24 protein-coding genes are annotated in these 26,548 nt (G+C 74.6%); 17 read left to right on the forward strand and 7 right to left on the reverse strand.

Annotated elements, in window-relative coordinates; genetic code table 11:
• Positions 1-103: 103 nt before the first annotated feature.
• Genes IE326_RS35980 through IE326_RS36000 form a run of 5 tightly spaced genes read left to right on the forward strand, consistent with a single transcriptional unit; the run spans position 104 to position 4,727 of the window.
• A complete protein-coding gene (locus IE326_RS35980; protein WP_150233922.1) occupies positions 104-1,204 on the forward strand; it encodes a PIG-L deacetylase family protein in 1,101 nt (366 codons plus the stop codon).
• On the forward strand, positions 1,179-2,252 hold the full coding sequence (locus IE326_RS35985; RefSeq protein WP_190044577.1) for an ATP-grasp domain-containing protein: 1,074 nt from the start codon (positions 1,179-1,181) through the stop codon (positions 2,250-2,252). Before IE326_RS35980 ends, IE326_RS35985 begins: the two co-directional genes overlap by 26 nt.
• Positions 2,249-3,010, forward strand: coding sequence for a PHP domain-containing protein (locus IE326_RS35990; RefSeq protein ID WP_190044578.1), 762 nt, complete (start codon positions 2,249-2,251; stop codon positions 3,008-3,010). The genes IE326_RS35985 and IE326_RS35990 overlap by 4 nt, the downstream gene beginning before the upstream one ends.
• On the forward strand, positions 2,998-4,491 hold the full coding sequence (locus tag IE326_RS35995; RefSeq protein WP_229915823.1) for a glycosyltransferase family 2 protein: 1,494 nt from the start codon (positions 2,998-3,000) through the stop codon (positions 4,489-4,491). Before IE326_RS35990 ends, IE326_RS35995 begins: the two co-directional genes overlap by 13 nt.
• Entirely contained in the window at positions 4,488-4,727 is a 240-nt protein-coding gene (locus IE326_RS36000) for a hypothetical protein (RefSeq protein ID WP_190044579.1), read from the forward strand. The genes IE326_RS35995 and IE326_RS36000 overlap by 4 nt, the downstream gene beginning before the upstream one ends.
• Before the next feature lie 12 nt (positions 4,728-4,739).
• Here the strand turns inward: IE326_RS36000 and IE326_RS36005 are convergent, their stop codons facing one another.
• The 7 genes from IE326_RS36005 to IE326_RS36035 form a co-directional block, all read right to left on the reverse strand.
• Complete coding sequence (locus tag IE326_RS36005; protein WP_190044580.1) at positions 4,740-5,996, reverse strand: glycoside hydrolase family protein; 1,257 nt, start codon at positions 5,994-5,996, stop codon at positions 4,740-4,742.
• Positions 5,997-6,332: 336 nt separating this feature from the next.
• Entirely contained in the window at positions 6,333-7,076 is a 744-nt protein-coding gene (locus IE326_RS36010) for a class I SAM-dependent methyltransferase (protein ID WP_190044581.1), read from the reverse strand.
• A 239-nt stretch (positions 7,077-7,315) separates the two neighbouring features.
• Complete coding sequence (locus IE326_RS36015) at positions 7,316-7,990, reverse strand: DUF1345 domain-containing protein (RefSeq protein WP_190045019.1); 675 nt, start codon at positions 7,988-7,990, stop codon at positions 7,316-7,318.
• Positions 7,991-8,131: 141 nt separating this feature from the next.
• Positions 8,132-8,530 carry an ArsR/SmtB family transcription factor gene (locus tag IE326_RS36020; RefSeq protein WP_190044582.1) on the reverse strand — a complete coding sequence of 133 codons (399 nt, stop codon included), beginning with the start codon at positions 8,528-8,530 and terminating at the stop codon, positions 8,132-8,134.
• A 7-nt stretch (positions 8,531-8,537) separates the two neighbouring features.
• Positions 8,538-8,897 (reverse strand): zinc ribbon domain-containing protein YjdM, encoded by a 360-nt coding sequence (locus tag IE326_RS36025; protein WP_190044583.1) that lies wholly within the window; start codon positions 8,895-8,897, stop codon positions 8,538-8,540.
• Positions 8,898-8,955: 58 nt separating this feature from the next.
• Complete coding sequence (locus tag IE326_RS36030; RefSeq protein WP_190045020.1) at positions 8,956-11,019, reverse strand: CASTOR/POLLUX-related putative ion channel; 2,064 nt, start codon at positions 11,017-11,019, stop codon at positions 8,956-8,958.
• Between the two features lie 176 nt (positions 11,020-11,195).
• Positions 11,196-12,005, reverse strand: coding sequence for an SDR family NAD(P)-dependent oxidoreductase (locus IE326_RS36035; protein WP_190044584.1), 810 nt, complete (start codon positions 12,003-12,005; stop codon positions 11,196-11,198).
• A 198-nt stretch (positions 12,006-12,203) separates the two neighbouring features.
• Here IE326_RS36035 and IE326_RS36040 point away from each other — a divergent pair, with 198 nt between their 5' ends.
• From IE326_RS36040 to IE326_RS36095, 12 genes are all read left to right on the forward strand, one after another.
• The gene (locus IE326_RS36040) at positions 12,204-13,754 is read left to right on the forward strand and encodes an ATP-binding protein (RefSeq protein WP_190044585.1); all 1,551 of its coding nucleotides are present in this window, start codon (positions 12,204-12,206) and stop codon (positions 13,752-13,754) included.
• On the forward strand, positions 13,751-14,152 hold the full coding sequence (locus IE326_RS36045) for a roadblock/LC7 domain-containing protein (RefSeq protein ID WP_030760611.1): 402 nt from the start codon (positions 13,751-13,753) through the stop codon (positions 14,150-14,152). Before IE326_RS36040 ends, IE326_RS36045 begins: the two co-directional genes overlap by 4 nt.
• The gene (locus IE326_RS36050; RefSeq protein WP_150233942.1) at positions 14,149-14,508 is read left to right on the forward strand and encodes a DUF742 domain-containing protein; all 360 of its coding nucleotides are present in this window, start codon (positions 14,149-14,151) and stop codon (positions 14,506-14,508) included. The genes IE326_RS36045 and IE326_RS36050 overlap by 4 nt, the downstream gene beginning before the upstream one ends.
• A complete protein-coding gene (locus IE326_RS36055; protein WP_150233943.1) occupies positions 14,489-15,118 on the forward strand; it encodes a GTP-binding protein in 630 nt (209 codons plus the stop codon). Before IE326_RS36050 ends, IE326_RS36055 begins: the two co-directional genes overlap by 20 nt.
• On the forward strand, positions 15,115-16,344 hold the full coding sequence (locus tag IE326_RS36060; RefSeq protein ID WP_150233945.1) for a cytochrome P450: 1,230 nt from the start codon (positions 15,115-15,117) through the stop codon (positions 16,342-16,344). The genes IE326_RS36055 and IE326_RS36060 overlap by 4 nt, the downstream gene beginning before the upstream one ends.
• Positions 16,341-17,576 (forward strand): cytochrome P450 family protein, encoded by a 1,236-nt coding sequence (locus tag IE326_RS36065; protein WP_150233947.1) that lies wholly within the window; start codon positions 16,341-16,343, stop codon positions 17,574-17,576. Before IE326_RS36060 ends, IE326_RS36065 begins: the two co-directional genes overlap by 4 nt.
• Before the next feature lie 317 nt (positions 17,577-17,893).
• Positions 17,894-19,972: a carbohydrate-binding module family 20 domain-containing protein gene (locus IE326_RS36070; protein ID WP_190044586.1), complete on the forward strand. Its 2,079-nt coding sequence runs from the start codon at positions 17,894-17,896 to the stop codon at positions 19,970-19,972.
• Positions 19,973-20,170: 198 nt separating this feature from the next.
• Complete coding sequence (locus IE326_RS36075) at positions 20,171-21,094, forward strand: adenosine kinase (protein WP_190044587.1); 924 nt, start codon at positions 20,171-20,173, stop codon at positions 21,092-21,094.
• A complete protein-coding gene (locus IE326_RS36080) occupies positions 21,091-22,623 on the forward strand; it encodes a GMC family oxidoreductase (protein WP_170313945.1) in 1,533 nt (510 codons plus the stop codon). Before IE326_RS36075 ends, IE326_RS36080 begins: the two co-directional genes overlap by 4 nt.
• Positions 22,620-23,561, forward strand: coding sequence for an aldo/keto reductase (locus IE326_RS36085; RefSeq protein WP_229915825.1), 942 nt, complete (start codon positions 22,620-22,622; stop codon positions 23,559-23,561). The genes IE326_RS36080 and IE326_RS36085 overlap by 4 nt, the downstream gene beginning before the upstream one ends.
• 71 nt (positions 23,562-23,632) lie before the next feature.
• Positions 23,633-25,645 (forward strand): radical SAM protein, encoded by a 2,013-nt coding sequence (locus tag IE326_RS36090; RefSeq protein WP_190044588.1) that lies wholly within the window; start codon positions 23,633-23,635, stop codon positions 25,643-25,645.
• Positions 25,642-26,547 (forward strand): alkaline phosphatase family protein, encoded by a 906-nt coding sequence (locus IE326_RS36095; protein ID WP_150233955.1) that lies wholly within the window; start codon positions 25,642-25,644, stop codon positions 26,545-26,547. Before IE326_RS36090 ends, IE326_RS36095 begins: the two co-directional genes overlap by 4 nt.
• Position 26,548: the final 1 nt, after the last annotated feature.

A 26,548-nucleotide genomic window follows, 5' to 3' on the forward strand; every position in this document is an offset into this window, starting at 1 on the left:
GGGGAAGGGAGGGCCGTGGGCTCCCCCGCCGGGCCGGAGAGCCGTACCGCAAGGGGATTCCGGCCCGCTGTAGAGACCGAGATCACACTGTAACGTGCACCATATGTCCGAAATATTCGATTCCTCGGAGGCGACCGACCCGGGAGGCGCCGTTCCCGTCCCCCTCGCCGGGACGCACGTCCTCCTCGGCGAACGGGACCCCGGGACCGCCGAGCGGCTCGCCGCGGCCCTGCGCGAGCACGGCGCATCCTCGGTGCACGTGGTCGACTCGCCGGAGGCGTTCCTGCGTGCGGGCGGCGCCCCGCCCGCACCCGTGCGCTTCTGGGACGCGGCCGTGTGGTACAGCGGCTTCGGCGGGGGCGAGGGCTCACTGGGCCCGTTCCTGGAGGAATGGCGGGCCCGGCACCCCGGGATCCCCGTGGTCGTCACCGACGACGCGCCCAGCGCCCGGCTGGCGGTCGCCGCCCTGCGCGGCCGGGCCGCCGACCTGGTCGAGCGCTCCGACCCGGACGGGCTGGCGGTGGCCGTCGCCCGGGCCGTCGCGGAGCGGGCCGACCCGCTCGGCGTCGAGGGCTCCGGACAGGGCTCCCTGCGCATGCTGGTGGTCGGCGCCCACCCCGACGACGTCGAGATCGGCCTGGGCGGCACCATCCACCGCCGGGCGCACAGCGGCTGGGAGGTCACCGTCCTCACCATGTCCGGCGGCGGGAACGGCGGCGACCCCGCGCTGCGCCGGAAGGAGGCGCACCGCGCCGCCGAGGTGCTGGGCGCCCGGCTCCTCATGGAGGACCTGCCGGACGGGTCCATGGCGGACGACCGGAGCACCGTGGAGGCCGTCGAGCGGGTGGTCGCCGAGGTCGCGCCGGACGTGGTCGTCGTCCACTCCGAGAGCGACACCCACCAGGACCACCGGGCCGTGCACCGGGCCACGCTCGTGGCCTGCCGCAAGGTGGCCCGGCTGGCCTGCTACCAGTCGCCCTCCGCGACGGTGGCCTACCGGCCGAACCGGTTCATCGAACTGAGCGAGGTCGACGTGGAGGCCAAGCTCGCCGCCATCGCCGCGCACCACTCGCAGGCCGCGAGCCGCTGGTACCTCGACGAGGACCTGCTGCGCTCCACCGCCCGGTACTGGGGCCGCTTCTCCCAGACCCGCTACGCCGAACCCCTGGAGCTCGTCCATGAACGCAACCCCCTCCTCTTCTGAGCCCGAGCTCTCGCGGCCCCTCGGCCGGCCGCCCCGGGTGCTGGTCACGGGCGCGGGCGGGCCGTCCGGGGTGTGCTTCCTGCGGGCGCTCGACGGGGCGGCCGAGCGGTACGCGGCCGACCTCGACCCCAACGGGGCGGGCCTGTACCTCGTGCCGCGCGCCTACCGGATGCTGCTGCCGCCCGGCGACGCCCCCGGCTACGCCGAGGCCGTGCTGCGGCTGTGCGAGCGGCACGCGATCGACGTCCTGGTGCCGACCGTGGACGTGGAACTGGTGGCGCTGGCCCGCGCGCGGGGTGCCTTCGACGCCGCCGGCGTCCGGGTGCTGGTCTCCCCCGCCGAGGCGCTGGAGAACTGCCTGGACAAGTGGCGGCTCGCCGAGGCGTGCCAGGGGGCGGTACGGCTCCCGGACACGCGGCTCGTCGGTTCCCCGGGGCCCGTCGAGCCGGTGGGCGGCTTCCCCGCTATCGCCAAGCCGCGCAGCGGCTCCGGCTCGCGCGGCATCGTGCTCGTCCGCTCCGCGACCGAGGTCGCCGGGCTCCCGCAGGACGGCACGTACCTCCTCCAGGAGTTCCTGCCGGGCACCGAGTACTCCGTCGACGTGCTCACCGACGGCGACGGCCGGGTCGTGGCCGCGGTGCCGCGCGCCCGGGACAAGACCGACTCCGGCATCGTCGTCGCCGGCCGCGTCCTCGACCTGCCGGAGCTGGCCGGCCTCGCCGAGGACACCGTCCGCACCCTCGGGCTGCGCGGGGTGCTCAACGTGCAGGTCCGCGAGGACCGCTCGGGCAAGGCGGCGCTCCTGGAGGTCAACCCCCGGCCGCCGGGCGGCCTCTCCCTGTCGGTCGCCGCCGGGGTGGACATGCCGCGGTGGGCGGTCGCCGCGCTGCTCGGCGTCCCGCTGCCGGAGCGGATCGCGCACCGCGAGACCGCCGTCGTCCGGCACTGGCAGGACGTGGTGCTCGCCCCGCGCGAGCTGGGCGACCTCGGCGACGTCACCGAGGCCGTCCGGCCGGGCGGCGAGGAGGACCGGGAGGCGGCGGCGTGACCGGCGCGGAGGAGGACGGGCCGGGACCGGGCCCGCTGCGCACCGACCTCCACGCGCACACCGACTTCTCCGACGGGCGCGACCCCCTCGGCGTCGTCGTGAAGGCCGCCGAGGCCGCCGGGCTCACCACGCTCGTCCTCACCGACCACGTCCGCGCCGACACCACCTACCTCCCGGGGTACGTCGCGGCCGTCCGCGCCGCACAGTCCTCGACGCCCGTGCGGCTGGTGTGCGGCGTGGAGGCGAAGATCCTCGACACCGAGGGCCGGATCGACCTGCCCGGGGACCTGACGGGGATCGAGCACGTCGCGCTGGCCGACCACCGCTTCCCGCTGCCCGACGGGCCCGCCCACCCCGACGCCGTACGGGCGCTGCTCGACGAGGGGCGGCTCGCGCCGGACGAGGCGCTGCGGCTGCTGGTCCTCGCGACGGCGCGGGCGGTGGAGCGGGTGCCGGAGGGTCGGACCGCGCACGTGGCGCACCTGTTCAGCGTGCTGCCGAAGACCGGGCTCGACGAGTCCGGGGTCGACGCGGAGCTGCTGGAGCCGCTGGTCCGGGCCTGCCGCGCGCACGGCACCGCCGTCGAGCTGAACGAGAAGTGGCGGTGCCCCTCGGTCCGTACGGCCCGGCTGCTGCACCGGGCCGGGGTGCACCTCGCGGCCGGCAGCGACGCCCACCGGGCCGAGGCGGTCGGCCGCTTCCCCTGGGTGTCCGGGGCGCTCGCCAAGGCCACGACGGAGGCCCCGTGGACGTCCTGAACCAGATCCTCCACGTCGTCGCGACCGTCCTCGTCCTCCTCGGCGCGGTGCCGCTCGTGGTGGCGGTGCTCCAGTTCCTGCTGGTCGGCCTCCAGAGGTTCCGGCACCTGTACGTGGACCGGCCGCCGCACCTGCCGAGGACCGCCGTCCTCATCCCCGCCTGGAACGAGGCGCCGGTCCTCACGGCCTCGGTCGAGGGGCTCCTCGCCATGCGCTATCCGGAGGACCGGCTCCGGGTGGTCGTCGTGGACGACGCCAGCACGGACGGGACCCCCGGGGTGATGCGGGAGCTGACGGCCCGCCACCCGGGCCGGGTCGTGCACCTGCGCCGGGAGGACGGCGGCCAGGGCAAGGCGCACACCCTCAACCACGGCCTCGCCCACGTCCTCGGCGACGACTGGGCCGAGGCCGTGCTCGTCATGGACGCCGACGTCGTCTTCGACCGCGACGCCCTGCTGCGGATGGCCCGCCACCTCGCCGACCCGGAGGTCGGCGCCGTCACCGCGTACATCAAGGAGGGCAGCGGGAAGCAGGGCAACTACCTGACCCGCTACATCGCCTTCGAGTACATCACCGCCCAGGCCGCCGCCCGGCGCGCGCAGAACGTCCTCGGCGTCGTCGCCTGTCTGGCCGGCGGGGCGCAGCTGCACAGCCGGGAGAGCCTGGAGGCGATCGGCGGCCGGATCGACACGACCACCCTGGCCGAGGACACCGTCACCACCTTCGAGACCCAGCTGGCCGGCCGCCGGGTCGTCTTCGACGGGTACGCCACGGTGCTCGCCGAGGAGCCGGGCGACCTGGCCGGGCTGTGGAAGCAGCGGCTGCGCTGGGCGCGGGGCAACCTCCAGGTCAGCCACCGCTACCGGCACCTGTGGTTCCGTCCCTGGAAGCGGCGGGAGGGACACCGGCTCGGATCGGTGTTCTTCGGCCTGATCTGGTACTCGCTCCTGGCGACCCCGGTGCTGCTCACGGTCTGCTCGGCCTCGCTGCTCTACCTCTACTTCACCGACTCCGGCCGCTCGTGGGAGCTCTTCCGCTGGCTGTGGGTGATCAACCTGGTCTGCTACCTGCTGATCATCCTGATGTCGGCGGCCGTCGACGGGAGCACCTTCCGGCGCTGCTGGCGCGAGGCGCTGGTCTATCCCGGGATCGTCTCGGCCCTGATCCTCGTGCTCACCGCCTTCCCCGGGTACTTCCTGCCGCTGCTCGAACGGCACGGGTGGCTCGCGGAGGACGGCTCGCCGCGCCTCCTGATGGTCGTGGTCTACGCCTGGCTGGGCCTGGCCCTCCCGCTCGCCTGGCTCGCGAAGCTCCTCACGGGCACCAGGTTCCGTTTCCTCGCCCCCGTGCTGCTGCACCTGGTGGGGTACGGCTCGCTGCTCGCCGCCTGTCTGGTGGCGGCCTGGGTCCAGGAGCGCAGGAAGAAGGAGCTGAAGTGGGACAAGACGGAGAAGACCGGGAAGGTGGCGGCGGGACGATGACACCGGAGGGCACCGCCCCGGGGACCGGACCCGGCCCCGGTTCCGATTTCGGTTCCGGTCCCGGTTCCGGCTCCGGTTCCGGCTCCGGCTCCGGCTCCGGCGAGGAGCTGCGGCGGCACGTCGAGGAACTGACCGGCGACGACCGGCGGCGGGACCGGCAGCTCTTCTGGACCGAGCTGCTGGTGGTCCTGGTCGTGGCCGCCGCCCTCACGGCCCGCGAGCTCTGGCTCACCTGACCCGCGCCCGGGTCACTCCGGGAGGAACGGATCGGCCCCCAGTGCGGCGAGCGCGAACCAGGCCGTCGTACCGGTGTGCAGACTGGCGTACAGCGTGTCGCCGTCTCCGGTGCGGAGCCCGTCCGAGGAGGCGGCGACGATGCCGTACCCGTCGGCGTTCGGGGCGTGGGCCTGGGCCGCGCGGAGGGTCGCGAGGAACCGGTCGGCCTCCTCCCGGTCTCCGTCGCCGCCCCGGCGGCGGAGGGCCGCCGCCAGGTGGGCGGTGCCCTCGAACCAGACCTTGGAGGTGTCGGCGTCGCTGACCGACACCCCGCTGAAGCCGCCGTCCTCGGCGGCCAGGTGGGTGAGGGCCCAGTCCAGCGATCCGGCGTGCCGGGCGTCGCCGGTCGCCAGGTAGGACCAGCTCTGCGGGTCCTCCGGGACCGGGGAGCGGTTGACGGTGGCGCCGTCGGTGCCGGTGCCGGTCCAGAAGGCGGGGCCGTCCTCGTTCCACAGGGCGTCGAGGAAGCCGGTCGCGACCGCCGCCCGGTCGGCCCACGCCCGGTCCCCCGTGACGTCGGCGAGCCGGCCGAAGAAGGCGGCGACGTCGATGTTGTGCTCGGTGGACTTCCAGGTGAGGGCGGGGCCGGAGGCGGGGAGGCCGCCGGTGTGGCCGGGGATGCCGGTGGCGGAGGCGGTGCGGTCCTGGATCCAGTCGGCCAGCCGCAGCGCACCGGCCCGGTACCGGGCCCCGTCCGTGGCCCGGTGGACGTGGAGGAGGGCCAGACCGGTCCATGCCTGCGCGCCGGTGAAGGAGTCGGCGGCGGCGACGGCCGGCAGTCCGTCCGCCCCGGTGACCTTCCCGGAGGCGTACGACTGGCGGATCCGGCCGTCGCCCGCGGGGTCGCCGTCCTGGAGGGCGAGCAGGGTCCCGGCGAGGGCGCCGGCCCGCCGCAGGTCGGCGTCGGTGCCCCGGGCGCAGTAGGCGATGACGGTGAGGGCGACGTCGTAGGTGAAGGCGACGGTGGAGTGGTGGGTCTCCATCCAGCCGCCGGTGTAGCTGCGCGGCAGTCCCTGCCGGGTGCCGCCCGCCGCCTCGTCGACCCGGCGGTCGAGGAAGGTGTACGCGCGGGCGACCGCCTCCTCCTCATCCACGCCGGTCTCCGCGCCCGGCCCGGCCGGTTCCGCCCGTGCGCAGCCGCCGAGCGCCACCACCGCCGCGCCGCCCGTCAGCGCCGCCGTGAACGCGCGGCGGCTCACCGGTCCGCGCAGGTCCTCCGAAATACCCATGCCCCTTCACTTAGACGATCCTGGCCGGTCCCCGGGCGGGGACACACCGGGACACGCCGGACGTCCGGAAGAGGGAACTTCCGGGTCGGCGGTTCGCGGCCCGGTCGCGGACCGCGCGGGGCCGGAGGCCGAACTCGGCGCGGAAGACCTTGCCGAAGTGGCCGGCGTCGCCCAGGCCCCGGCGGGCCGCGAGGGCGTACGCGGGGAGGCGGGCGAGGGCGGGGTCGACGAGGTTGGTCGACCCGGGAGTGGGGCGGCGTCCTGAGGCCGGGGCCCCGAGGGGGCGGGGGCGGCGGCGGGCCGCGTCCGCCCCCTCGGGGGGGGCTGGGGTGCCGGTCAGGCGCGGCAGCGGAGGAGTTCGAGCGGGGGGTGGGCGCGGAGCTCGGACCAGAACTCCTCGCCGTAGGTGCGCAGTCCCTCCTCGGAGATCGTGAGCGGCACCCATTCCACGTCGCGGAACCCGGCCGCGGCAAGGGATTTCTCGTATGTCTGCCGGCTGGGGACGGCGGTGACGAAGCTGATGGGGCCGGCGTCGAGGAGGGCGGTGATCCGGACCTTCGGGCCCACGCCGTTCTCCTCGCCGACGGGTTCGCAGCGGAAGCCGTAGTCCTCCAGGGAGGCGCAGTCGAAGGCGTAGTCGGGGTTCTGGGCGAAGACGTAGAAGGCGCCGCCGGGGACCAGGTTGCGGTGGATGCTGCGGCACATGCGCTCCAGTTCCTCCACCGTCTCCGCGTAGTTGAGGCACTGGATGCCGAGGGCGATGTCGAACGGCCGGTCCGCGGGCTCCAGTTCGGCGGCGTTCCCGACCTCGTAGCGCACGCCCAGCGGGTCGCGGGCCTCGATGGCGCGCGCGGCGTCGATCATGCCGGAGGAGATGTCGACCCCGAGGACGTCCGTGGCGCCGCGCCGCTTGAACCGGCGGCTGTAGAAGCCGGTTCCGCAGGCGACGTCGAGGACGGACCTGCCGGTGACGTCGCCGACGAGCTCCAGGACGCTGGGCACCTCCGCGTAGCGCATGATCGGCAGGGCCTTGAAGCCCTCGAACGCCTCGCCGATCGCGTCGTACTGCTGCACCGTCATGTGCCGCTCCCTCGTGGGTTCCTGTGCCGGCGGGCGCGCCGGCGCCGGGACGGGGGCGTCCACGGCGCTCGCGGGACGCGGCCGTGACACCGAGTCTGCGCCGCCCGTGTCCGACCGCCGTACGGTCGGATCGTACGAGAAACCGGTCGGTCCTTCTCCATATCGTTCAAGGGAAGCCGCTGTTCAGGCGCCCGGCGTCGAGGACTGCGGTGGGGGCGGGCCCCGGGGAGGGAAGGGGGTCAGCTCGCGTCGAGGGCGCCGACGAGGCTCGCGACCGTCACCGTGTTGAAGACGAAGGCGATGGCCGCGTTCGCCGCGACGGTGCGGCGCATCTCGCGGGAGGTCACGTCCACGTCGGTGGTGCCGAAGGTGGTCATGACGGAGAGCGCGAAGTAGACGTAGTCGGCCCACAGCGGTGGATCGTCGCCGGGGAAGCCGAGGGCGCGCTCGTCCTCCACGAGGTTGTCGGCGTGGAAGGAGACCGCGAAGGCGGTCAGGACGCAGACCCAGGCGGTCGCGACGAGCACGAGGGCCGCCGCGACGCGGACGCCGCCGGAGAGGTGGCTGCCGAGGTGGCCGGGGCGCCAGACCACGGCGACCAGCAGGGCGGCCGTGGCGACGAAGAGGGAGACGCCGGGGCCGGGCGCGCTGCCGAGGAGGTACCGCTGGAGCACCGTGCCCCGCTCCTCGCGCCGGCCGGCCCAGGCGCGGATGTCCGCCGGGTCGGCGGTGGAGAAGGCGGTGAGGGTGACGACCAGGTAGGTGAAGAGGTAGGAGAAGAGCACCAGGACGCCGGCGTCGGCGGTGGAGAGCCCCACGATGTCGTCCGGCAGCAGGAGGAGCAGGGCCGTGACGCAGCCCGCCACGGTGCCGCTCGCCCCCGACCGGGGACGCTCGGACAGCCAGGAACGCACCAGGGGCACCGGGAACCCTCTCGCCGCGACGGTGACGGGCCGACCGGCCGGTCGACCCTTCACAAGCTATGACATTCCGGAACCGGAATCCGGAAGGCCGGGCGAAGGCGGGGCGAAGGGCGGGCGGCGAGCGGCGGGGTGTCAGGCGCCGGGCGTCCGGTCCGTGCCGGGGGCACCGGAGGCGCCGGGCGCCCCCTCCGTCCCGGCCGCGCGGAGGTCCGCGAGGAGTTCGGCCTGTCCGGCGAGGACGCCGGAGAGGATGGCCCGGGCGACCGCGAGGAGGTCCACCACCCGAGGGTCGGTCAGCCTGTAGTGGACGGCCGAGCCCTCGCGGCGGGCGGCGACCAGATCGGCCCGGCGGAGCACGGCGAGCTGCTGCGAGAGGTGCGCGGGCGGGGCGGCGATCTCGGCGAGCAGTTCGGAGACGGCGTGCTCACGCAGGCTCAGCAGTTCCAGGACGCGGATGCGCACGGGGTGGCCGAGCGTCTTGAAGAACTCCGCCTTCAACTGGTAGAGCGGCGCCGTCCTGGACGTGGTCACGGTGCGGTCAGACCTTCTTGACCACGCTCGACTTGAGCTGCATGGGGCCGAAGCCGTCCACCTTGCAGTCGATGTCGTGGCCGTCGACGCCGTTCACGAGCCGGATGTTGCGGACCTTGGTCCCGGCCTTGATGCCGGTGGGGCTCCCCTTGACCTTGAGCGTCTTGACGACGGTGACCGTGTCGCCGTCCGCGAGCACGTTGCCCACGGCGTCCTTGATCACCGGGGCGCCCGCGGGCTCGCCCTCGGCGGCGGCCTCGCCCGACGCGGGCCACTCGTGACCGCATTCGGGGCAGACGAGCAGGGCGCCCATCTCGTAGGCGTAGACGCCGGAGCACTCGGGGCAGGGGGGCAGGTTCTCGTTCACCCCCCGATCTTATGAGCACTATCGTAATTGCAAAAATCGGCAAGTCGCTCCGGAGCGGTCAGGCGGCCCCGACGACGATCAGGACGTCCCCGGCGGACCAGACCCTGACCACGTCCTTCGGGGGGTTGAGCCGGGGCCGGGCGGAGCCGTGGGGGCGGTAGCCGACGGCGCTCGCGCCGTGCCGGGCGGCGGCCGCCACCACCTCGGCGAAGGAGGCCGCGGTACCGGTGCGGACGAAGTCCGCGGCGGGACGGAGCCGGACGCGGACGCCGTCCCCGGTGGGGGCGAAGAGCGTGTCGAACGCCGCCGCCAGCCGGTCGTTCTGGGACACCTGCGCCATGAGCAGGGCGGCGAGCCGGCCCGTGACCAGGAGGTCCGTGCGGGGTCCCGCGGGCGCCAGGGGCCGGTTGCGGGCGTCGGTGAGTTCGGCCACGGCCGGGACGGCGCGCCCCGACTCCCGCTCCCGGGCCCGGAGGTGCAGCAGCGCGACCAGGGTCCGGCCGTCGGGGTCGGCGGGCTCGCCCGGATCCGCCGGAGCGCCGAAGCCCTCCGCGCCACCGGGGCCGCCGAGGTCCCCGGGGCCGCCGGAGACCTCGGGCGCCCCCGGGCCGTCCTCCGGCCCGGCGAGGACGATCACGCGGTCGTACGCCTCCGGTTCCGCCGGTGTGCGGACTCCGTCGCCCCGCACCGCCGTGACCCCGCACCGTGCCAGCCCCTCCACCACCCGCGCGCCCCGGCGGTTCCAGCCCAGGACGAGCACCCGGCGGGGAAGGACCTTGGCCACGGGGACCGGGGCGGGGGCCGGGACCGGGGCCGGAGCGGCGGCCGGGGCCGGAGCCGGGGCCGGAGCGGTGGCCGGGGCCGGGACGGCAGTCGTGACCTGGACCGGGGCCGGGGCGCGGGGCGGAGGCGAGGCTCGGGCCGGCGGCGGTACGCGGGCCGGGGGCGGTGGGAGGACGGTCGCCCGGTGGTCCTCGGCCAGGACGACGAGGGCGTCGTCCGGGGCCAGTTCGGTGTCCGGGGGCGGGTTGAGGTGCGGGGTGCCGTCCGCGCGGACGATCCCGACCGCGCACGCGTCCGGGCAGGCGGCGGACAGCTCGCCGTAGCGGCGGCCCGCGAGCCCCGGGGGGCGGAGGGTGTGGAGTTCGGCGCCCGCGAAGTCCAGGAGGTCCTCCAGGACGAGCGCGAGGCCGGGTTCCAGGACGCACTGGACGAGGAGCCGGGCCGCGAGTTCGTCCACGTCGAGGACGACCGCACCGGGGCCCGCGGCCAGCCGGGCGGTCGGCAGGCGGGCGCCGTCCCGGACCGCCGCGACCACCCGGACCGGGCAGCCCTCCCCCACCGCGGCCCGGAGCGCGAGCAGCACCCTGATCACCTGGGCGTCCGCGCCGGGACCGTCCGGCGGCAGCACGAGCACTGCCTCCGCGGCGGCCGGGGTGACCCGGGCCAGCGCGGCGGGGTCGGCCGGGCGGCCCCGACGGCACAGCAGCCGCACCCGGGCGCGGGGCGGCAGCGCGTCCCGCAACTCCCGCTCCATCTCGGTCTTGTCGCGGTCCGCCAGGACCACGACGGCGCCGCGCCGCCGCTGGGCGTGGGCGGCGAGCAGCTCCGCGACGACCGTGGGCGTCTGCTCGGACCAGCCGAGGACGACGGTGTGGCCGCGCTCGACGACGGTGGTCTGCCCGCGCTCCAGTTCCGCCAGCCGGTCGGTGATGGCGGTGGTGACGAGGCCGACGAGGGTGGAGACGTACAGCAGGGACACCAGGGCGAGGAAGACCGACAGGGCGATCCGCAGCGGGGGGCCGACCTCGCCGCCGAGGCGGAGGGTCTGGCCGACGGTCCGCCAGATCGTGGCCGCCTTGCCCTGGAGGGTGTCGGGGGACCTGGCGTCCGTCCACACCAGGAGGGCGCTGACGGGGGCGACCAGGGCCAGGCAGGCGAGGGCGAGCCAGGCCACGAGGGCCGTCACCCCACGCACCACGGTCCGGTCCACCCAGTACCTGGCCCGGTCGCGTACGCCCGGGGTCGCCGCCCGGGGCCTTCCGGTCCGGCCGGCCGGTCCGGCTTCCGGGCGGGCCCGCCGGGGCGCCCGCCGGGAGGGGACCGTGATCTCGCGCTCCATCCGCACGGCAGCAGGGTGACGGCGGCTCCGCCGCGAAACGCCGCCGACGCCCGCCGTTCATCCTTTCGGGCAGGCGCACGGGAGGCACACGTTCGAGCCGCTGGTCCGCCGTGCGCCGGTCGCGGCGGGTTTGAACGGGCTCCCGGCCGTGCGGGGGCGCCGCTCGGCCGGGAGGCTCAGCTGCGCAGGTACGAGGCCCCGTTGAGGTCCAGGATCGTCCCGGAGGCCCATTCGGCGGCGGGCGAGGCGAGCCAGAGGACGGCCTCGGCGATCTCGTCGGCCTCCGCGACCCGGCCGAAGGGGCTCTGCGCGCGGATCGCCTCGCCGCCGGGGCCCTCCAGGCGGGGCGCGACCCGTTCGGTGGCGAAGAAGCCGGGGGCGACCGAGGCGACGGCGATGCCGTAGGGGGCGAGGGAGACGGCGAGGGACTGGCCGAGCGCGTGGAGGGCGGCCTTGGTCGCACCGTAGGCGGGGTGGTCGGGTTCGCCCCGGAAGGCGCCCCGCGAGCCGATGTTGACGATCCGTCCGCCCGTGCCCCGGTCGATCATGCGGCGGGCCACGAGGTGGCTCAGGTTGGCGGGGGCGAGGAGGTTGACGGCGGTGTGCCGCCGCCAGAGCTCCGCCCACTCCTCGTAGGGGGTCTCCGCGAGCGGGTGGGGGAGGTTGACGGCGGCGTTGTTGACCAGGACGTCGATGCCGCCGAGCGCGTCGGCCGCCGCCGCGACGACCTCGGCCGCCCCCGCGGGGTCCGCGAGGTCGCCGCCGACCAGGACGTGGCCGGTGCCGTCGAGGGAGTCGAGGGTGGTGCGGGCGTCCTCGGCGCGGGTGCCGTGGTGGACGGCGACCCGGTCCCCCCGCGCGGCGAAGGCGCGGGCGACCGCCCGGCCGAGTCCTCGCGAGGCGCCGCTGACGAGGACGCCGCGGCCTGTGTCGGGGAGCTGCACCGGTGTGCCTTCCGGTCGGGGACGTGCCGTACGGTCCGTCATTCTGCCCGCACCGCCGAGGTGATGGATCCCACGGTCCGCCGTACGGCGCGGGAGCGGAATCCGCGCCACCATTTGGAAGGTTTTGTATCGCTACGCGCCCGGTTCTGATCGTCGAGAGTTCCGAACCGATCAAGAACGCCTCTATAGTGCGGTCGTTCCGAACCTCCCCCGTGTGCCTGCCTCTCGAGAGTCCGGTTGATGTCGGCGTCGCCCACCCCGTTCCGCCCTGCCCTGATCGCCTCCCTGCTGACCCTCGCCGCGGGTGGTGCGCTCACCGCCGCCGCGACGAGTGCCGCACCGGCCGAAGTCCGCCCTTCGCTGGGCTGGTTCGCCGCCTGCGGCGTGCTCCTCCTCGCTGCCGCGACCTTCGCCGTCACCTGGTACGCGCGCACCGCGCGCACCCTGGCCAAGCGCGCCGAGCGGCTGGCCGCCCAGGTCGCCTCCCAGGACACCTACGCCGCCCAGCGCCAGGCCGCCGCCGAGCGCGAGGCCGAGGCCCTGAGGCGGCGTCACGAGGCCGAGGCCGCCGCCTCGGCCGCCGCCCACGCGGCCCGCGCCGACGAACTCGTCCGCGCCCAGCGGGCCGAGTCCGAGCGGCTCGCCGCCACCCACGCCGCCGCGGTCGCCGGCCTCGAACAGCGGCTGCGCCGCGCCGAGTCCGCCCGGTCCGCCGCCCTCGCCGCCGCCGCCAACGCGGCCGGCCGCATGCAGGCGCTGGCCACGAGCATGATGGCCGACCTCCGCGAGATGGAGCACCGGCACGCCGCCGAGGACGTGCTCGCCGACCTCCTCCACCTCGACCACCGCACCGCCCAGGCGGGCCGGCTGGCCGACTCCGTCGCCGTCCTCACCGGTGCCCGCTCCGGCCGCCGCTGGGCCCGGCCCATCGTCATGGAGTCGATCCTGCGCGGCGCCATGGGGCGCATCGCCGGCTACCAGCGGGTCCGGCTGCACTCCAAGTGCGAGGCGGCCGTCGCCGGTCACGCCGCCGAGGGCGTCATGCACGCGCTCGCCGAGCTCCTCGACAACGCCGCCAACTTCTCCCCGCCCAGCGCGGAGGTCCACGTCTACGTGGAGGAGGTCCCGGCGGGCATCGTCATCACCGTCGAGGACAGCGGCCTGACCATGAGCGACGTCCAGCTCCGGCGCGCCGAGGCCGCCGTCGACGCGGCCGCGCAGGACCTGGCCGGGCTCTCCGGCACCCGGCTCGGCCTGCACGTGGTCGGGCGGCTGGCCCGCAAGCACAACCTGTCGGTCTCCTTCCGGCCCTCCGCGCGCGGCGGCACCGGGGTCGTCCTGATGATCCCCCAGGAGATCGTCACCCGGGGCGCCGGGACGACCGCCGTGCCGGCCGCCCCCGCCCGGGCCGTGCCCGCCCCCCGTACCGCCCCCGACGCCGCCGTGGCGGCCGCGGCCCCGGCCGCCCCCGAGGGCGGGGACGAGACCTCCGGCGAGGACGCCGGAACCCTGCTGCCGCGCCGCCGGCGCGGACGGACCCTGGCCGCGCACCAGGAGAGCGGCCGCGGCCCGGCCGACCAGAACCGCCCGGCCTCCCCCAGGCCCGGGGAGGCGGCCCGCGCCTCCGCCCGCTTCGGCGGCTTCCACCGCGCCGTGCGCGGCGACGGGAGCCGGACCGGCGAGACCCCCGTCCCCGGGGACGCCGCCGGGTCCGACGCCGCCGCTCCCCCGGCGGGAGAACCGACCACGCCGCCCTCGAACCACCCCCCTTCGGAAGGCAATCCGCGATGACCGGCACGACCACCGACGACAAGCTGAGCTGGCTCCTGGAGGGCCTGCTGGAACGCACCCCGGGAACCCGGCACGCCCTGGTGCTCTCCCGGGACGGCCTCAAGCTCTGCCGCACCTCCGGGCTCTCCGTCGACCAGGCCGACCAGCTCGCCGCGATCTCCGCGGGCATCCAGAGCCTGTCGCACGGCGCGTCCGTGGAGTTCGGCGACGGCACCGGCGGGGTCCGCTCCGCGATGGCCGAGTTCTACGGCGGCATCCTCTTCATCGTGGAGGCCGGTGAGGGCGCCCACCTCGCGCTCGTCGCCGGCGAGGACGCCGACGCCGGACTCGTCGGGCACAACATGACCGAACTGGTCGAGCAGCTGGGCGAACACCTCGTCGCGAGGCCGCGGGGATGAGCAGCCGCGTCAGGCCGGGCCGCGACGACTCCCCCGACCGCCTCTACACCCTGACGGGCGGCCGCAGCGGCACCGGGTCGACCTCCTTCGACGTGGTCACCCTCGTCGTGGCGGAGAGCGACCCGGTGCCCGGCATGCAGTCCGAGCACGCCGCCATCCTGCGCATGTGCCGCTTCCCCACGGCCGTGGTGGAGGTGGCCGCCGGGCTCGGACTGCCCGTGTCGATCACGAAGATCCTCCTGTCCGACCTGCACGACACCGGCCGGATCAGCGCGCGGCACCCCCGCCCCGCCTCGTACCGCCTTCCCGATCACGACATCCTGGAGCAGGTGCTCGTTGGACTCCGCAATCTCTGAGCAGCGCCAGACCCTGAGCAGCACCGCCGACAACGGACTGAAGATCGTCGTCGTCGGCGGCTTCGGGGTCGGCAAGACGACCCTGGTCCGGTCGGTCAGCGAGATCCGTCCGCTGAACACCGAGGAGACCATGTCGCAGGCGGGCGAGGGCATCGACGACACCGTCGGCGTCGCCGCCAAGACGGCCACCACCGTCGCCTTCGACTTCGGCCGCATCTCGCTCGACGCGCACAACGTGCTGTACCTGTTCGGCGCGCCCGGCCAGGAGCGGTTCTGGTTCCTGTGGGACCGGCTGTTCTCCGGGACCCTCGGGGCCGTCGTCCTCGTCGACACCCGCCGGATCGCGGACTCCTGGTACGCCGTCGACCGGCTGGAGCACCACGGCACCCCGTTCGTCGTCGCCTGCAACGACTTCGGCGGCCGGGCGCACACCGCGGCCGAGATCCGCGAGGCCCTCGACCTCGGCGACGAGATCCCGCTGGTGTTCTGCGACGCCCGGTCCCGGGAGTCCAGCAAGCAGGTCCTCATCTCGCTCGTCGAGCACCTGAAGAACGTCGTCGCCGCCGACCCGGAGAACGGTCCGCGGCCCATCCCGGAGCCCGCCCCGTGACCCCTGTCGAGTCCGCCCCCGTCCCGCTGAGCGGCCCCCGCTTCCACACCGACCCCGTCGAGCTGTACCGGCGGATCCGGCGGGACCACGGGGCCGTCGCCCCGGTCGTCCTCGACGGGGACGTGCCGGCCTGGCTCGTCCTCGGCTACCGGGAGCTGCACCAGGTCACCAGCGACCCGGTGCTCTTCTCCCGCGACTCCGACCTGTGGAACCAGTGGGACGCCATCCCCGCCGACTGGCCGCTGCTGCCCATGATCGGCCGCAAGCAGCCGTCGATCCTGTACACGGTCGGCGAGCGGCACCGCGAGCGGGCCGGGGTGATCTCCGCCGCCCTGGAGTCCGTCGACCCCTTCGAACTGCGGCGGCGTGCCGAGCGGTTCGCCGACGAGCTGATCGACGCGGTCTGCGGCGCGGGCTCGTGCGACATCATCGCCGAGTACGCCATGCTGCTCCCGGTCCGGGTCCTCGCCAGCATCTACGGCTTCGCCGACGAGCAGGGCCCGGCGCTGGTCACCGCCATGAACGACATGATCAACGGCGGTCCCGGGGCGCTGGCCGGGCAGCAGCACCTCGCGGAGTCGATGGGGGCGCTGCTCGCCGCCAAGACGGAGGAGCCCGGGGAGGACGTCGCCTCGCGGATGCTCGGCAACACCGCCGGGTTCACCGTCGAAGAGGTCGCCCAGGACCTGATGGTGATGATGGCCGCGGGCCACCAGCCCACCGCCGACTGGATCGGCAACTCGCTGCGGCTGATGCTGACCGACGACCGCTTCGCGGCCTCGCTCTCCGGCGGCCGGCACAGCGTCGGCGAGGCGATGAACGAGGTGCTGTGGGAGGACACGCCCACGCAGAACGTGGCCGGGCGCTGGGCCTCGCGCGACACCAACCTGGGCGGCCGGCACATCGCCCGCGGCGACCTGGTGCTGCTCGGCCTCGCCGCCGCCAACGCCGACCCGCACGTGCGGACCGACGCCGGCGCCCTCACCGGCGGCAACAACGCCCACCTCTCCTTCGGTCACGGCGAGCACCGCTGTCCGTTCCCCGCGCAGGAGGTCGCCGAGACCATCGCGCGGACCGGCATCGAGGTGCTGCTCGACCGGCTGCCGGACGTCGACCTCGCCGTCCCGGAGACCGCCCTGACGCGTCGCCCCTCCCCCTGGCTGCGCGGCCTGACCGCGCTGCCGGTGACGTACACCCCGACCCCCGCCCTTGGAGGGACCGCATGACCTGCCCCATCGACCACACCGCCGCCGAACCCGTGGTCCTCGACCCCTTCGTCACGGACCTCGACGGCGAGGGCGCCCGGCTGCGCGCGGCCGGTCCGCTGGCCCGCGTGGTGCTGCCCGGCGGAGTGCCCTGCTTCGCCGTCACCCGGCACGCCGAGGCCCGCGCGCTGCTCACCGACCCCCGGCTCGTCAAGGACATCGAGCAGTGGGGGGCCTGGCAGCGCGGCGAGATACCGCTCGACTGGCCGCTGATCGGCCTCGCCAACCCGGGCCGGTCGATGCTGACGGTGGACGGCGAGGAGCACCGGCGGCTGCGCACGCTGGTCGCCCAGGCGCTCACCGCGCGCCGGGTGGAGCGGCTGCGGGCCGGCATCGAGGAGCTGACGGCCGGTCTGCTCGACCGGCTCGCCGAGCGTCCTGCGGGCGAGACGGTGGACCTGAAGGCCGAGTTCGCCTACCCGCTGCCGATGAACGTGGTCGGCGAGCTGATGGGCGTGGACGCCGCCGACCACCCGCGGATGAAGGCGCTGTTCGACAAGTTCTTCTCGACGCAGACGCCGCCGGAGGAGGTGCCGCAGATGATGGCGGACCTCGGCGCGCTCTTCGCCGGGATCGTGGCGGGCAAGAAGGAGTCGCCCGGCGACGACCTGACGAGCGCGCTGATCGAGGCGTCCGAGGACGGCGACCGGCTCACCACCGAGGAGATCACCAACACCCTCCAGCTGATGGTGGCGGCCGGTCACGAGACGACCATCAGCCTCATCGTGAACGCCGTGGTCGCCCTGGAGACCCACCCCGAGCAGCGTGCCCTGGTGCTCAAGGGCGAGGTGCCGTGGGAGAACGTGATCGAGGAGACGCTGCGCTGGTCGACGCCGACCTCGCACGTGCTGATCCGCTTCGCGAGCGAGGACATCCAGGTCGGTGACCGGGTGCTGCCGAAGGGCGAGGGGCTGATCGTGTCGCACGGCGCGATCGGCCGGGACGAGGAGCAGCACGGGGAGACGGCGGGCGCGTTCGACGTCACGCGCTCTCCGGTCCGGCACATCGCCTTCGGGCACGGCCCGCACGTCTGCCCGGGTGCGGCGCTCTCCCGTCTGGAGGCGTCGGTGGCGCTGCCCGCGCTGTACGCGCGCTTCCCCGGGCTGCGGCTCGCGGTGCCGCGCGAGGAGCTGCGGAACAAGCCCGTGGTGACCCAGAACGACCTGTTCGAGCTGCCGGTCGTGCTCGGCTGAGTCCGTCTCCGCCGCCCCTTCGCGGGGCGCGCGCCGAAGAAGCCCGTCCCCTGAAGGGGGCGGGCTTCTTCTCGTGCACGGCGACTCGTACACGGCGACTCGTATACGACCGCTCGTATACGACGACGCGGGGCGGTTCCGCGGAATTGCCCGTGTCCGATGCCTTGACGACCTCCGGACGTCACACCTAGCTTGCTCAAGGTCTTTCTGAAAGTTACGGCAAGTTCTTACAACACTCGTGACCCGCCGCCCCGTTGACCGGTACGGCGGACCACGGTCCCCGCACCCGCATCCGCACCCCCACGAGGAGCACGCCCATGAGGTTCGGCCTCCCCCACGCCTCCGGACGGTCCGTGGCCGGTCTGGCGGCCGCCGCGCTGGCGCTCGGCCTGACGACGGCGCTCGGCGCTCCGGCGCAGCCCGCTGCGGCCGCCCCGACCGCGAACGGCGGCAAGAAGGTCACCGCCGTCCTGTTCGAGTGGAACTTCGACTCCATCGCCCGCGAGTGCACGAACACCCTCGGCCCCAAGGGCTACGGCTACGTGCAGGTCTCGCCGCCGCAGGAGCGCATCCAGGGCGGCGCCTGGTGGACCGCGTACCAGCCGGTCAGCTACAAGATCCAGGGTCCGCTGGGCGACCGCACCGCCTTCCGGAACATGGTGGACACCTGTCACCGGGCCGGGGTGAAGGTCATCGCCGACGCGGTGATCAACCACATGACCTCGGGCTCCGGCACCGGCACGGCGGGCACGAACTACAGCAAGTACGACTACCCCGGCTTCTACTCCGACCAGGACTTCCACGGCTGTCGCCGCCCCATCGGGGGCAACTACTCCGACCGCTCCAACATCCAGGACTGCGAGCTCGGCGAAACCGGCCAGCCCTCGCTGGCCGACCTGAACACGGGCAGCGACCACGTCCGCGGGAAGATCGCCGGATACCTCGACGACCTGCTGTCGATGGGCGTCGACGGCTTCCGGGTGGACGCCGTCAAGCACATCGCGGCCGGCGACCTCGCGGCGATCCGCGGCAAGCTGAGCAACCCGAACGTCTACTGGGTCCAGGAGGCCATCCACGGCGCCGGCGAGGCCGTCTCGCCGAGCGAGTACCTGGCCACCGGCGACGTCCAGGAGTTCCGCTACACCACCGACCTCAAGCGGATCTTCAGCAACGAGAAGCTCTCGTACCTGAAGAACTTCGGCGAGGCGTGGGGTTACATGCCCTCGGGCCAGAGCGGCAGCATGGTCGCCAACCACGACACCGAGCGCAACGGCAGCAGCCTCAGCTACAAGGACGGCTCCCGCTACACGCTCGCCAACGTCTTCATGCTCGCCCACCCCTACGGCACCCCCTCCGTCCACTCGGGCTACGAGTTCGGCAACAAGGACGACGGCGCCCCCAACGGGCACGCGGTGAGCGCCTGCTACAGCGGCGGCTGGTCCTGCCAGCACGCCTGGCGCCAGATCGCCAACATGGTCGGCTTCCGCAACGCCACCGAGGGCGCGGGGGTCACCGACTGGTGGGACAACGGCAACAACGCCATCGCGTTCGGCCGCGGGAGCAAGGGCTTCGTCGCCGTCAACCGCGAGGGCGGCGCGATCACCCGGACCTTCCGGACCTCGCTGCCGGCCGGCACCTACTGCGACGTCCAGCACGGCGACCCCACCGCGGACGGCGGCTGCACCGGCACCACGTACGCCGTGGGCTCCGACGGCACGTTCACGGCCACGGTCGGCGCGAACGACGCCGTCGCCCTGTACGTCGGCGCGAGCGGCGGCGAGCAGGGCGGCGGGGGCGACAACACCGCCACCGTCTACTACGGCACCGACAAGAACTGGCCCGCGTACAACCTCCACTACGCGCCCACCGGCGGCCAGTGGACCACCGCCCCCGGCACCGCCCTGGAGCCCGCCTGCGCCGGCTGGGTCAAGAAGACCGTCGCACTGGGCTCGGCCACCGGCCTGAAGGCCGCCTTCAACAACGGCGCCGGCACCTGGGACAACAACGGCAGCGCCAACTACGCCCTGGGCACCGGCGACGTCACCGTCAAGGGCGGCGTCGTCGGCTCCGGCAACCCCTGCGGCGACGGCGGCCAGCAGACCGGGAACGGCGCTTCCTTCTCCGTCACCGCCACCACCGTCCCGGGCCAGAACGTCTACGTGGTCGGCGACGCCGCCGCCCTCGGCGCCTGGTCCCCCGCCGCGGCCCTGAAGCTCGACCCGGCGGCCTACCCGGTGTGGAAGCTGGACCTGGACCTGCCGGCCGGCACCTCCTTCGCGTACAAGTACGTGCGCAAGGACGCCGCGGGGAACGTGACGTGGGAGAGCGGCGCGAACCGCACCGCGACCGTCCCGGCCTCCGGCCGCGTCACCCTCGCGGACACCTGGCGCGGCTGATCCGCGACCGCACCACGGGTGGGACCGGCCGCGCGCCGGTCCCACCTCCGGCGTTCCCGGGATCCGTCCACCCTCCGGCCCCTTTTCCGCAAGACTTTTCTGAAACCACCTGCAAGATCTTGCCGACTTGATCGGCGGACTGCTTAACTCCTCAGCGATCCGCGGCGGTTGCGGACGCCCTTTCCGAGAGGAACAGCCATGAGCAGCGCGTACGACGTCCTCGTCCTGGGAGGGTCGGGGGTCGACACGATCGTCTACGTCCCCGAGCTCCCGCTCCCGTACGCCGACAGCTACATGATCCGGCCCGGCATCGAGACCCGCGCCGGCCAGACCGGCGACTTCGTCGCCCTCGGCCTCAGCTCCCTCGGCCTGCGCACCCACCACATCGACATGATCGGCGACGACCCCTCCGGCGACCTGATCCGCGCCTTCCACCGCGACCGCGCCATCGACTTCACCGAGGTGCTCCTGCCCGGCGGCACCAAGCGCGCCGTCAACCTCGTCGGCCCGGACGGGCGCCGGCTCTCCCTCTACGACGACAGCCGCTCGCACGAGTCCGACCGGCTCCCCGAGGACACCGTCCGCAAGCTGGCCGCCGCCAGCCGGCACGCGCACGTCTCCATCACCTACCCCTGCGCCCACGCCCTCCCGCTGCTCCACGAGGCCGGGCTCACCGTCTCCACCGACCTGCACAACTGGGACGGCGAGAACCCCTACCACGAGGCGTTCGCGTACGGCTCCGACCTGGTCTTCGTCTCCACCACCGCGCTGCCCGACCCGGAGGCCACCATGCGGCGCGTGCTGGAGCGCGGCCGGGCCGAGGCGGTCGTCGCCACCGCCGGGGCCGAGGGCTCCTACCTCCTCACCCGCGGCGCCGACGCCCCCGTCCACGTCCCGGCCGTCACCCCGAACGGCCCGGTCGTCGACTCCAACGGCGCGGGCGACGCCTACGCCTCCGGCTTCCTCTTCGGCCGCCTCGCGGGCGAGTCCTTCGAGCGGTGCGCCCTGTACGGCGCCGTCGCCGGCGCCTACGCCTGCACCGTGCCCGCCACCGGCAGCGACGCCATCGACCGGACCGCCCTGCTCGCCGAGGTCGCCGCCCTGACCGGGGGCGACGCGTGAGTCCGGACACGTACGACGTCCTCGTCCTCGGCGGCGGCGTCGCCGGCTGCGTCCTGGCCGCCCGGCTCAGCGAGGACCCCGGTCGGACGGTCTGCCTCGTCGAGGCCGGGCCCGACCACGGCCCCGACCCGGCCGGCTGGCCCGCCCCGCTGCTCGACGCCCGCGCCCTGCCGCGCGAGGGCATGTGGGAGCGGAAGGTGGCCGTGCACCGCTTCCGGGCCCGGGTCGTCGGCGGCTCCTCCTGCGTCAACGGCTGCTGGAACACCTGGGGTTCGGAGGCGGACCACCGCGAATGGGTCCGCGCGGGCGGGGAGCGCTGGAGCTCCGCCGCCATGGAGCCGTACCGCGCCGCCGCCGTCGACGCCATGGGCCTGCGCGCCGTCCCCGACCGCGAACTCTCCCCCTGGGCACGGGCCGCCGTCGACGCCGCCCGCGAACTCGGCCACAACGAGGCCGACATGGGCCGCACCGGCGCCCCCGGCTACGGCTTCCCGCTGCTCAACGCGCACGACGGCACCCGCTGGAACGCCGCCCTCGCCTACCTCGGCGCCGACGTCCGCGCCCGCCGCAACCTGACGGTCCTGCCGCACGCCGTCGCCGACCGGCTGCTGGTCCGGGGCGACCGGGTCGACGGCGTCGTCGTGCACGCCGACGGCTCCCCCCGCACCCTGCGGGCCGACCGCTACGTCGTCGCCGCCGGGGCCTTCGGCTCCCCCGCGCTGCTGCTCCGCAGCGGCGTCGGCCCGGCGGACGAGCTGCGCGCCCTGGGCATCGCCCCCGTCGCGGACCTGCCCGGCGTGGGCGCGAACCTCAGCGACCAGCCCGGTGTCTTCATTCCGCTCGCGCCCGCTGCGGAGCTCGACGCGGCGCTCGCCGCCAAGGAACGCGACGGCGAACTGTACGTCAGCCGGGTCCTGTTGAGGACGGCGAGCGAGCACGCCCCCGAGGACGGCTGGGACCTGCACGTCCTGCCCTCGGCCGGGCCGCCGCTGTTCGGCTCGCTGCCGCCCGGCCGCTACGAGGCGGGCGTGTCCGCCTTCCTCATGAAGCCGGTCTCCCGGGGCTCCGTCCGGCTCACCTCCGCCGACCCGCTCGCCCCGCTCGCCCTCGACCCCGGCTTCCTCACCGACCCGGAGGGCCGCGACCTGGCGGTGCTCCGCTCCGGCCTGGAGACCGCCCTCCGGCTCGCCCAGGCCCCCGCCCTCAAGGCGCTCGCGAGCCTCCCCGGGGACACCGCCCCGCACCTCCTGGGCGACGACGAGCTGCGCGCCCGCACCGGCACCTACTGGCACCCGGTGGGAACCTGCGCCATGGGCCCCGCCGACGACCCCGCGGCCGTCGTGGACGGCGGGGGCCGGGTCCACGGCCTCGCGAACCTGACGGTGGCCGACGCCTCGGTGCTGCCGACCGTCCCGGCCGCCAACACCCAGCTTCCGGTGCTCGCCACCGCCGAGCTGCTGGCCGCCGCCCTGATCGCCGGCCCCGGCGCACGCCCGGAGGCCCCCGCCACGAAGGAGCGTCCCGCGTGACCGCACACCCCGCCCGGGGCCGACGCCTGGTCTACGGCTGCATGGGCCTCGGCGGCGACTGGGACCCCCTGCCGTACGGCCCCGCCGACGTCGACCGCGCCGAGGCCGCCGTCGAGGCCGCCCTCGACACCGGCATCACCGTCTTCGACCACGCCGACATCTACCGGTACGGCAAGTCCGAGGCCGTCTTCGGCGAGGTCCTGGCGCGCGCCCCGGGCCTGCGCAAGCGGATCGTCCTCCAGTCCAAGTGCGGCATCCGGCTCCCCGAGGCGGGCCGGCCCGGCCACTACGACCTGCGCGGCCCGAGCGTCCTGCGCCGCGTCGAGGAGTCCCTGACCCGGCTGCGCACCGACCGCCTCGACGTCCTCCTGCTGCACCGCCCCGATCCGCTCGCCGACCCCGGGGAGCTGGCCGCCGCGCTCTCCTCCCTCCACCGGCAGGGCCTCGTCGGACGCTTCGGCGTCTCCAACATGAACGCCGCCCAGATCGCCCGCCTCCAGTCCTTCCTCGACGTGCCGCTCGCCGTCGACCAGCTGGAGATGAGCCTGCACAGCCGGGCCTGGGTCGAGGAGGGCGTCCTCGTCAACACCCCTGCGGGGGCCCAGGTCGGCTTCCCCTCCGGCACCGTGGAGTACTGCGCCGAGCGGGGCATCGAGCTCCAGGCCTGGGGCGCCCTCGCCGGCGGACGCTACTCCGACCCCTCCGCCGGCCCGGCCGCCGCGCTCGTCGGCCGGCTCGCCGAGGCCCACGGCACCACCCCGGAGACCGTGGTGCTGTGGTGGCTCCAGCGCCACCCGGCGGGGATCGTGCCGGTGATCGGCACCTCCCGCCCCGAGCGGATCCGCGCCTGCCGCGACGCGGTGGACCGCGCCCCCGGCCTCGGCCACGAGGAGTGGTACGAGCTCTGGACCGCCGCGCGCGGCGCCCCGCTGCCCTGACCGGACCCCCGCCCGCCCCACCCGCGCCCCCGCATCGTCCGCGCACCGGTTCCCCCGTACGGAGAAAGTCTGTGACATCCACCGGCACGCCGCCGACGGGCCCGTTCGAGTCGGCCCGTTTCTACATCACCTTCCGCTGCAACTCGCTGTGCGGCTACTGCAACGTCTGGCAGGACGACAAGTTCAAGGGGTACGAGGAACTCACCCTGGAACAGGGCCGCCGGATCCTCGACGAACTCCACGGACTCGGCGTCCGCTACGTCGACTTCACCGGCGGCGAGCCGGTGCTGCACCCGCACATCGACGGCATCGTGCAGTACGCGAAGAAGCTCGGCATGACCGTCGAGATCACCAGCAACGGCATCCGCTTCGCCAAGCACATCGACGCGATCGTGCCGTACGTCGACACCATGAACGTCTCCCTGGACACCCTCAGGCCCGAGCGCTACCGGGCCATCCGGGGCGTGCCGACGCTCGACCGGGCGCTCGACGTGATCCGCTCCGTGGTGGCCCGCGGCGACGCCGGGCACCTCAAGCTGATCTGCGTGGTGACCCGGGAGAACGCCGACGAGGTGCCCGACCTGCTGCGCTTCGCGCAGGAGAACCGGGTGACCGTCTACTTCTCCACCATGTTCGAGTACTTCGACGAGCAGGACACCGTCCGGGACGTCAACCGCACCGCCCGCAAGCTGAAGCTGGTGGAGCAGAACGGGCGCCCGGCCGGCGGCGGCTGCGCACCGCAGCGGCCCGCGCCCGGCCCCGACGACGGCTCCATACCCGACCGGCTCCTCGAACTGCTGCACGCCCCCTTCGCCCTGGTCAACCTGCACTTCCGCAAGTACGTGGAGACGCAGGACCCCACGGCGCCCACCCAGTGCTACGCCAACAAGCGGATCCTCACGGTCGGTCCGGACGGGCGGCTCGTCCTGCCCTGCTACCACGCCTTCGACAACTCGGTGACGTGGGAGCGGCCGCTGGCGGAGCTGGTGCGCGACGAGGAGTTCCGGCGGGTGCGGGACGAGGAGGTGGGCTTCCGGCCGGAGTGCCGGGGCTGCACCGTCTTCCCCTACGTGGGGCTCTCGTTCAGCTACCGCTTCGACAAGGTCTTCCTCTACCAGGCGATCTCCGAGGAGATCGCCAAGCTGAAGACCCGCTTCGCGAACCCGCTCTTCCCCCGCCTCACCGTCGAACCCGGCCCGCTGCTCGCGGAGTTCGCCGCCCTGGAACGCTTCATCGACGAGGAGCTCCCCTCCCCAGGAGCACCTCTGACGGAGGATCACCTCTACCGCTTCGACGTCACGGACACCGGGGTCCGCACCGACCTCGGCGCCGGGGAGAGCTCCGTCGAGGAGGTCCTGGCCGACCACGCCGACGAGCAGTGCTGGGGCGTCCAGCGCTCCCCGCACACCTGGGTCCGGCTGCTCTACCGCGAACTGCTGCCGCTGCTCGGCACCCTCGCCGACCGCGAGCTGGTCCCCCGGGAGGCGTACGAGGAGCTGGTCGGCCGGGCGTACGCGGTGCAGCTCGCCTGGTGGCGGGCGTACCTCGGCCGGTACTACCGGGGCGGGGCCGCACTGGACACCCGTGACGCCGACGCGACCGTGGCCCGTTTCCTCGGCTCGACGGCGGCCCTGCTGCCCGAGGCCCCCGAGTCCGGCCGGGTCCGGGAGATCCTGCTGCACGCCGGGTGCGTGCTCGCCCTGCCCGCCGGGGAGCTGGCCCCGCTCGCCTCCCGCGCACCGTTCCCCGAGGCGGACCTGCTCGCCAAGCACCTGCTGCTGCTCGCCCCCGGGCAGCGGCTCGCGGACTACGCGGCGCTGCTCCCGGAACCCGCCGCCGCCGTGCTGCGCGGCGAGCCCCGCGCCGCCGGGGACGACGGGCCGCTCGGCCGGCTCCTGGACGCCTCCCCCGGCACGGACCTGCCCGCCCTGATCGACGCGGTGCGCGCGCTGCGCGCCGAGGTCCCGGCGGAGGAGCTCGCCGCGCTGCTCCTGGCCCGCGAGCTGCGCGACCCCGCCCTGGTCCGGCGGCGCGGCGCCGCGCTGCGCGCCCCCGTCCGGCCCGCCGCGGGCGGTGCGGCGTGAGCGCCCGCGAGGCGGGGAGGAGACCCCGCGCCGCGGTCCTCACCGCCGCCGGGGCGCTGGCCGCGGCGCTCGGCCTGGTCGCGGTGTGGGTGCTGGGCCGGGGCGCGCCGGAGGAGGGCCGGGCCGCGGGGCCCGTGCTGCCGCGCCCTGACCACGTGGTCGTCGTGGTCTTCGAGAACAAGGCGTTCGAGGACGTGCTCGGCAGCGGGGAGGCCCCGTACCTGGACTCGCTGGCGAAGGGCGGGGCGACGCTCACCCGCTCGTACGGCCTGACCCACCCCAGCCAGCCCAACTACGTGCAGCTGTTCTCCGGCGGGATGCAGGACGTCCTGGACAACAGCTGCTACGAGCCGGGGTTCAGCTCGGCTCCCAACCTGGCCTCGGAGCTGATCGCCGCGGGGAAGACCTGGGCCAGCTTCAACGAGGGCCTGCCCGCGCGGGGTTCGACCGTCTGCGAGGCCGGCCGCTACGCCCGCAAGCACAACCCGTGGTTCGCGTTCTCCAACGTGCCGCTGGACACGGCGCGGACGATGGACGAGTTCCCGGAGGACTTCTCCGCGCTGCCCGACGTGTCGTTCGTGGTGCCCGACCTCTGCCACGACATGCACGACTGCCCGGTCCGCGCCGGCGACACCTGGCTGAAGGAGCGGCTCGGCGCCTACGCCGCCTGGGCCCGGACCCACGACAGCCTCCTCGTCGTCACCTTCGACGAGGACGACGGACTGACCGGCAACCGCATCGCGACCGTGCTCCACGGCGGGCCGGTGGTGCCGGGCAGCACCTCGGACGAGAAGTACCACCACTACGACCTGCTGCGGACCCTGGGGCGGCTGGCCGGTCTCGACCGGCACCCCGGGCGGGCCGCCGACGCCCGGGAGATCACCGGCGTGTGGGCGGTCTGAG

The organism is Streptomyces filamentosus, assembly GCF_014654895.1.
Taxonomy (GTDB): Bacteria; Actinomycetota; Actinomycetes; order Streptomycetales; family Streptomycetaceae; genus Streptomyces; species Streptomyces filamentosus.

Bases quoted from the DNA above. Each gene is read 5' to 3' on its own strand.
- IE326_RS35980 (WP_150233922.1), top strand. From the start codon at position 104: ATGTCCGAAATATTCGATTCCTCGGAGGCGACCGACCCGGGAGGCGCC.
- IE326_RS35985 (WP_190044577.1), top strand. From the start codon at position 1,179: ATGAACGCAACCCCCTCCTCTTCTGAGCCCGAGCTCTCGCGGCCCCTC.
- IE326_RS36000 (WP_190044579.1), top strand. From the start codon at position 4,488: ATGACACCGGAGGGCACCGCCCCGGGGACCGGACCCGGCCCCGGTTCC.
- IE326_RS36005 (WP_190044580.1), bottom strand. From the start codon at position 5,996: ATGGGTATTTCGGAGGACCTGCGCGGACCGGTGAGCCGCCGCGCGTTC.
- IE326_RS36010 (WP_190044581.1), bottom strand. From the start codon at position 7,076: ATGACGGTGCAGCAGTACGACGCGATCGGCGAGGCGTTCGAGGGCTTC.
- IE326_RS36030 (WP_190045020.1), bottom strand. From the start codon at position 11,019: ATGGAGCGCGAGATCACGGTCCCCTCCCGGCGGGCGCCCCGGCGGGCC.
- IE326_RS36035 (WP_190044584.1), bottom strand. From the start codon at position 12,005: ATGACGGACCGTACGGCACGTCCCCGACCGGAAGGCACACCGGTGCAG.
- IE326_RS36040 (WP_190044585.1), top strand. From the start codon at position 12,204: ATGTCGGCGTCGCCCACCCCGTTCCGCCCTGCCCTGATCGCCTCCCTG.
- IE326_RS36045 (WP_030760611.1), top strand. From the start codon at position 13,751: ATGACCGGCACGACCACCGACGACAAGCTGAGCTGGCTCCTGGAGGGC.
- IE326_RS36050 (WP_150233942.1), top strand. From the start codon at position 14,149: ATGAGCAGCCGCGTCAGGCCGGGCCGCGACGACTCCCCCGACCGCCTC.
- IE326_RS36065 (WP_150233947.1), top strand. From the start codon at position 16,341: ATGACCTGCCCCATCGACCACACCGCCGCCGAACCCGTGGTCCTCGAC.
- IE326_RS36070 (WP_190044586.1), top strand. From the start codon at position 17,894: ATGAGGTTCGGCCTCCCCCACGCCTCCGGACGGTCCGTGGCCGGTCTG.
- IE326_RS36075 (WP_190044587.1), top strand. From the start codon at position 20,171: ATGAGCAGCGCGTACGACGTCCTCGTCCTGGGAGGGTCGGGGGTCGAC.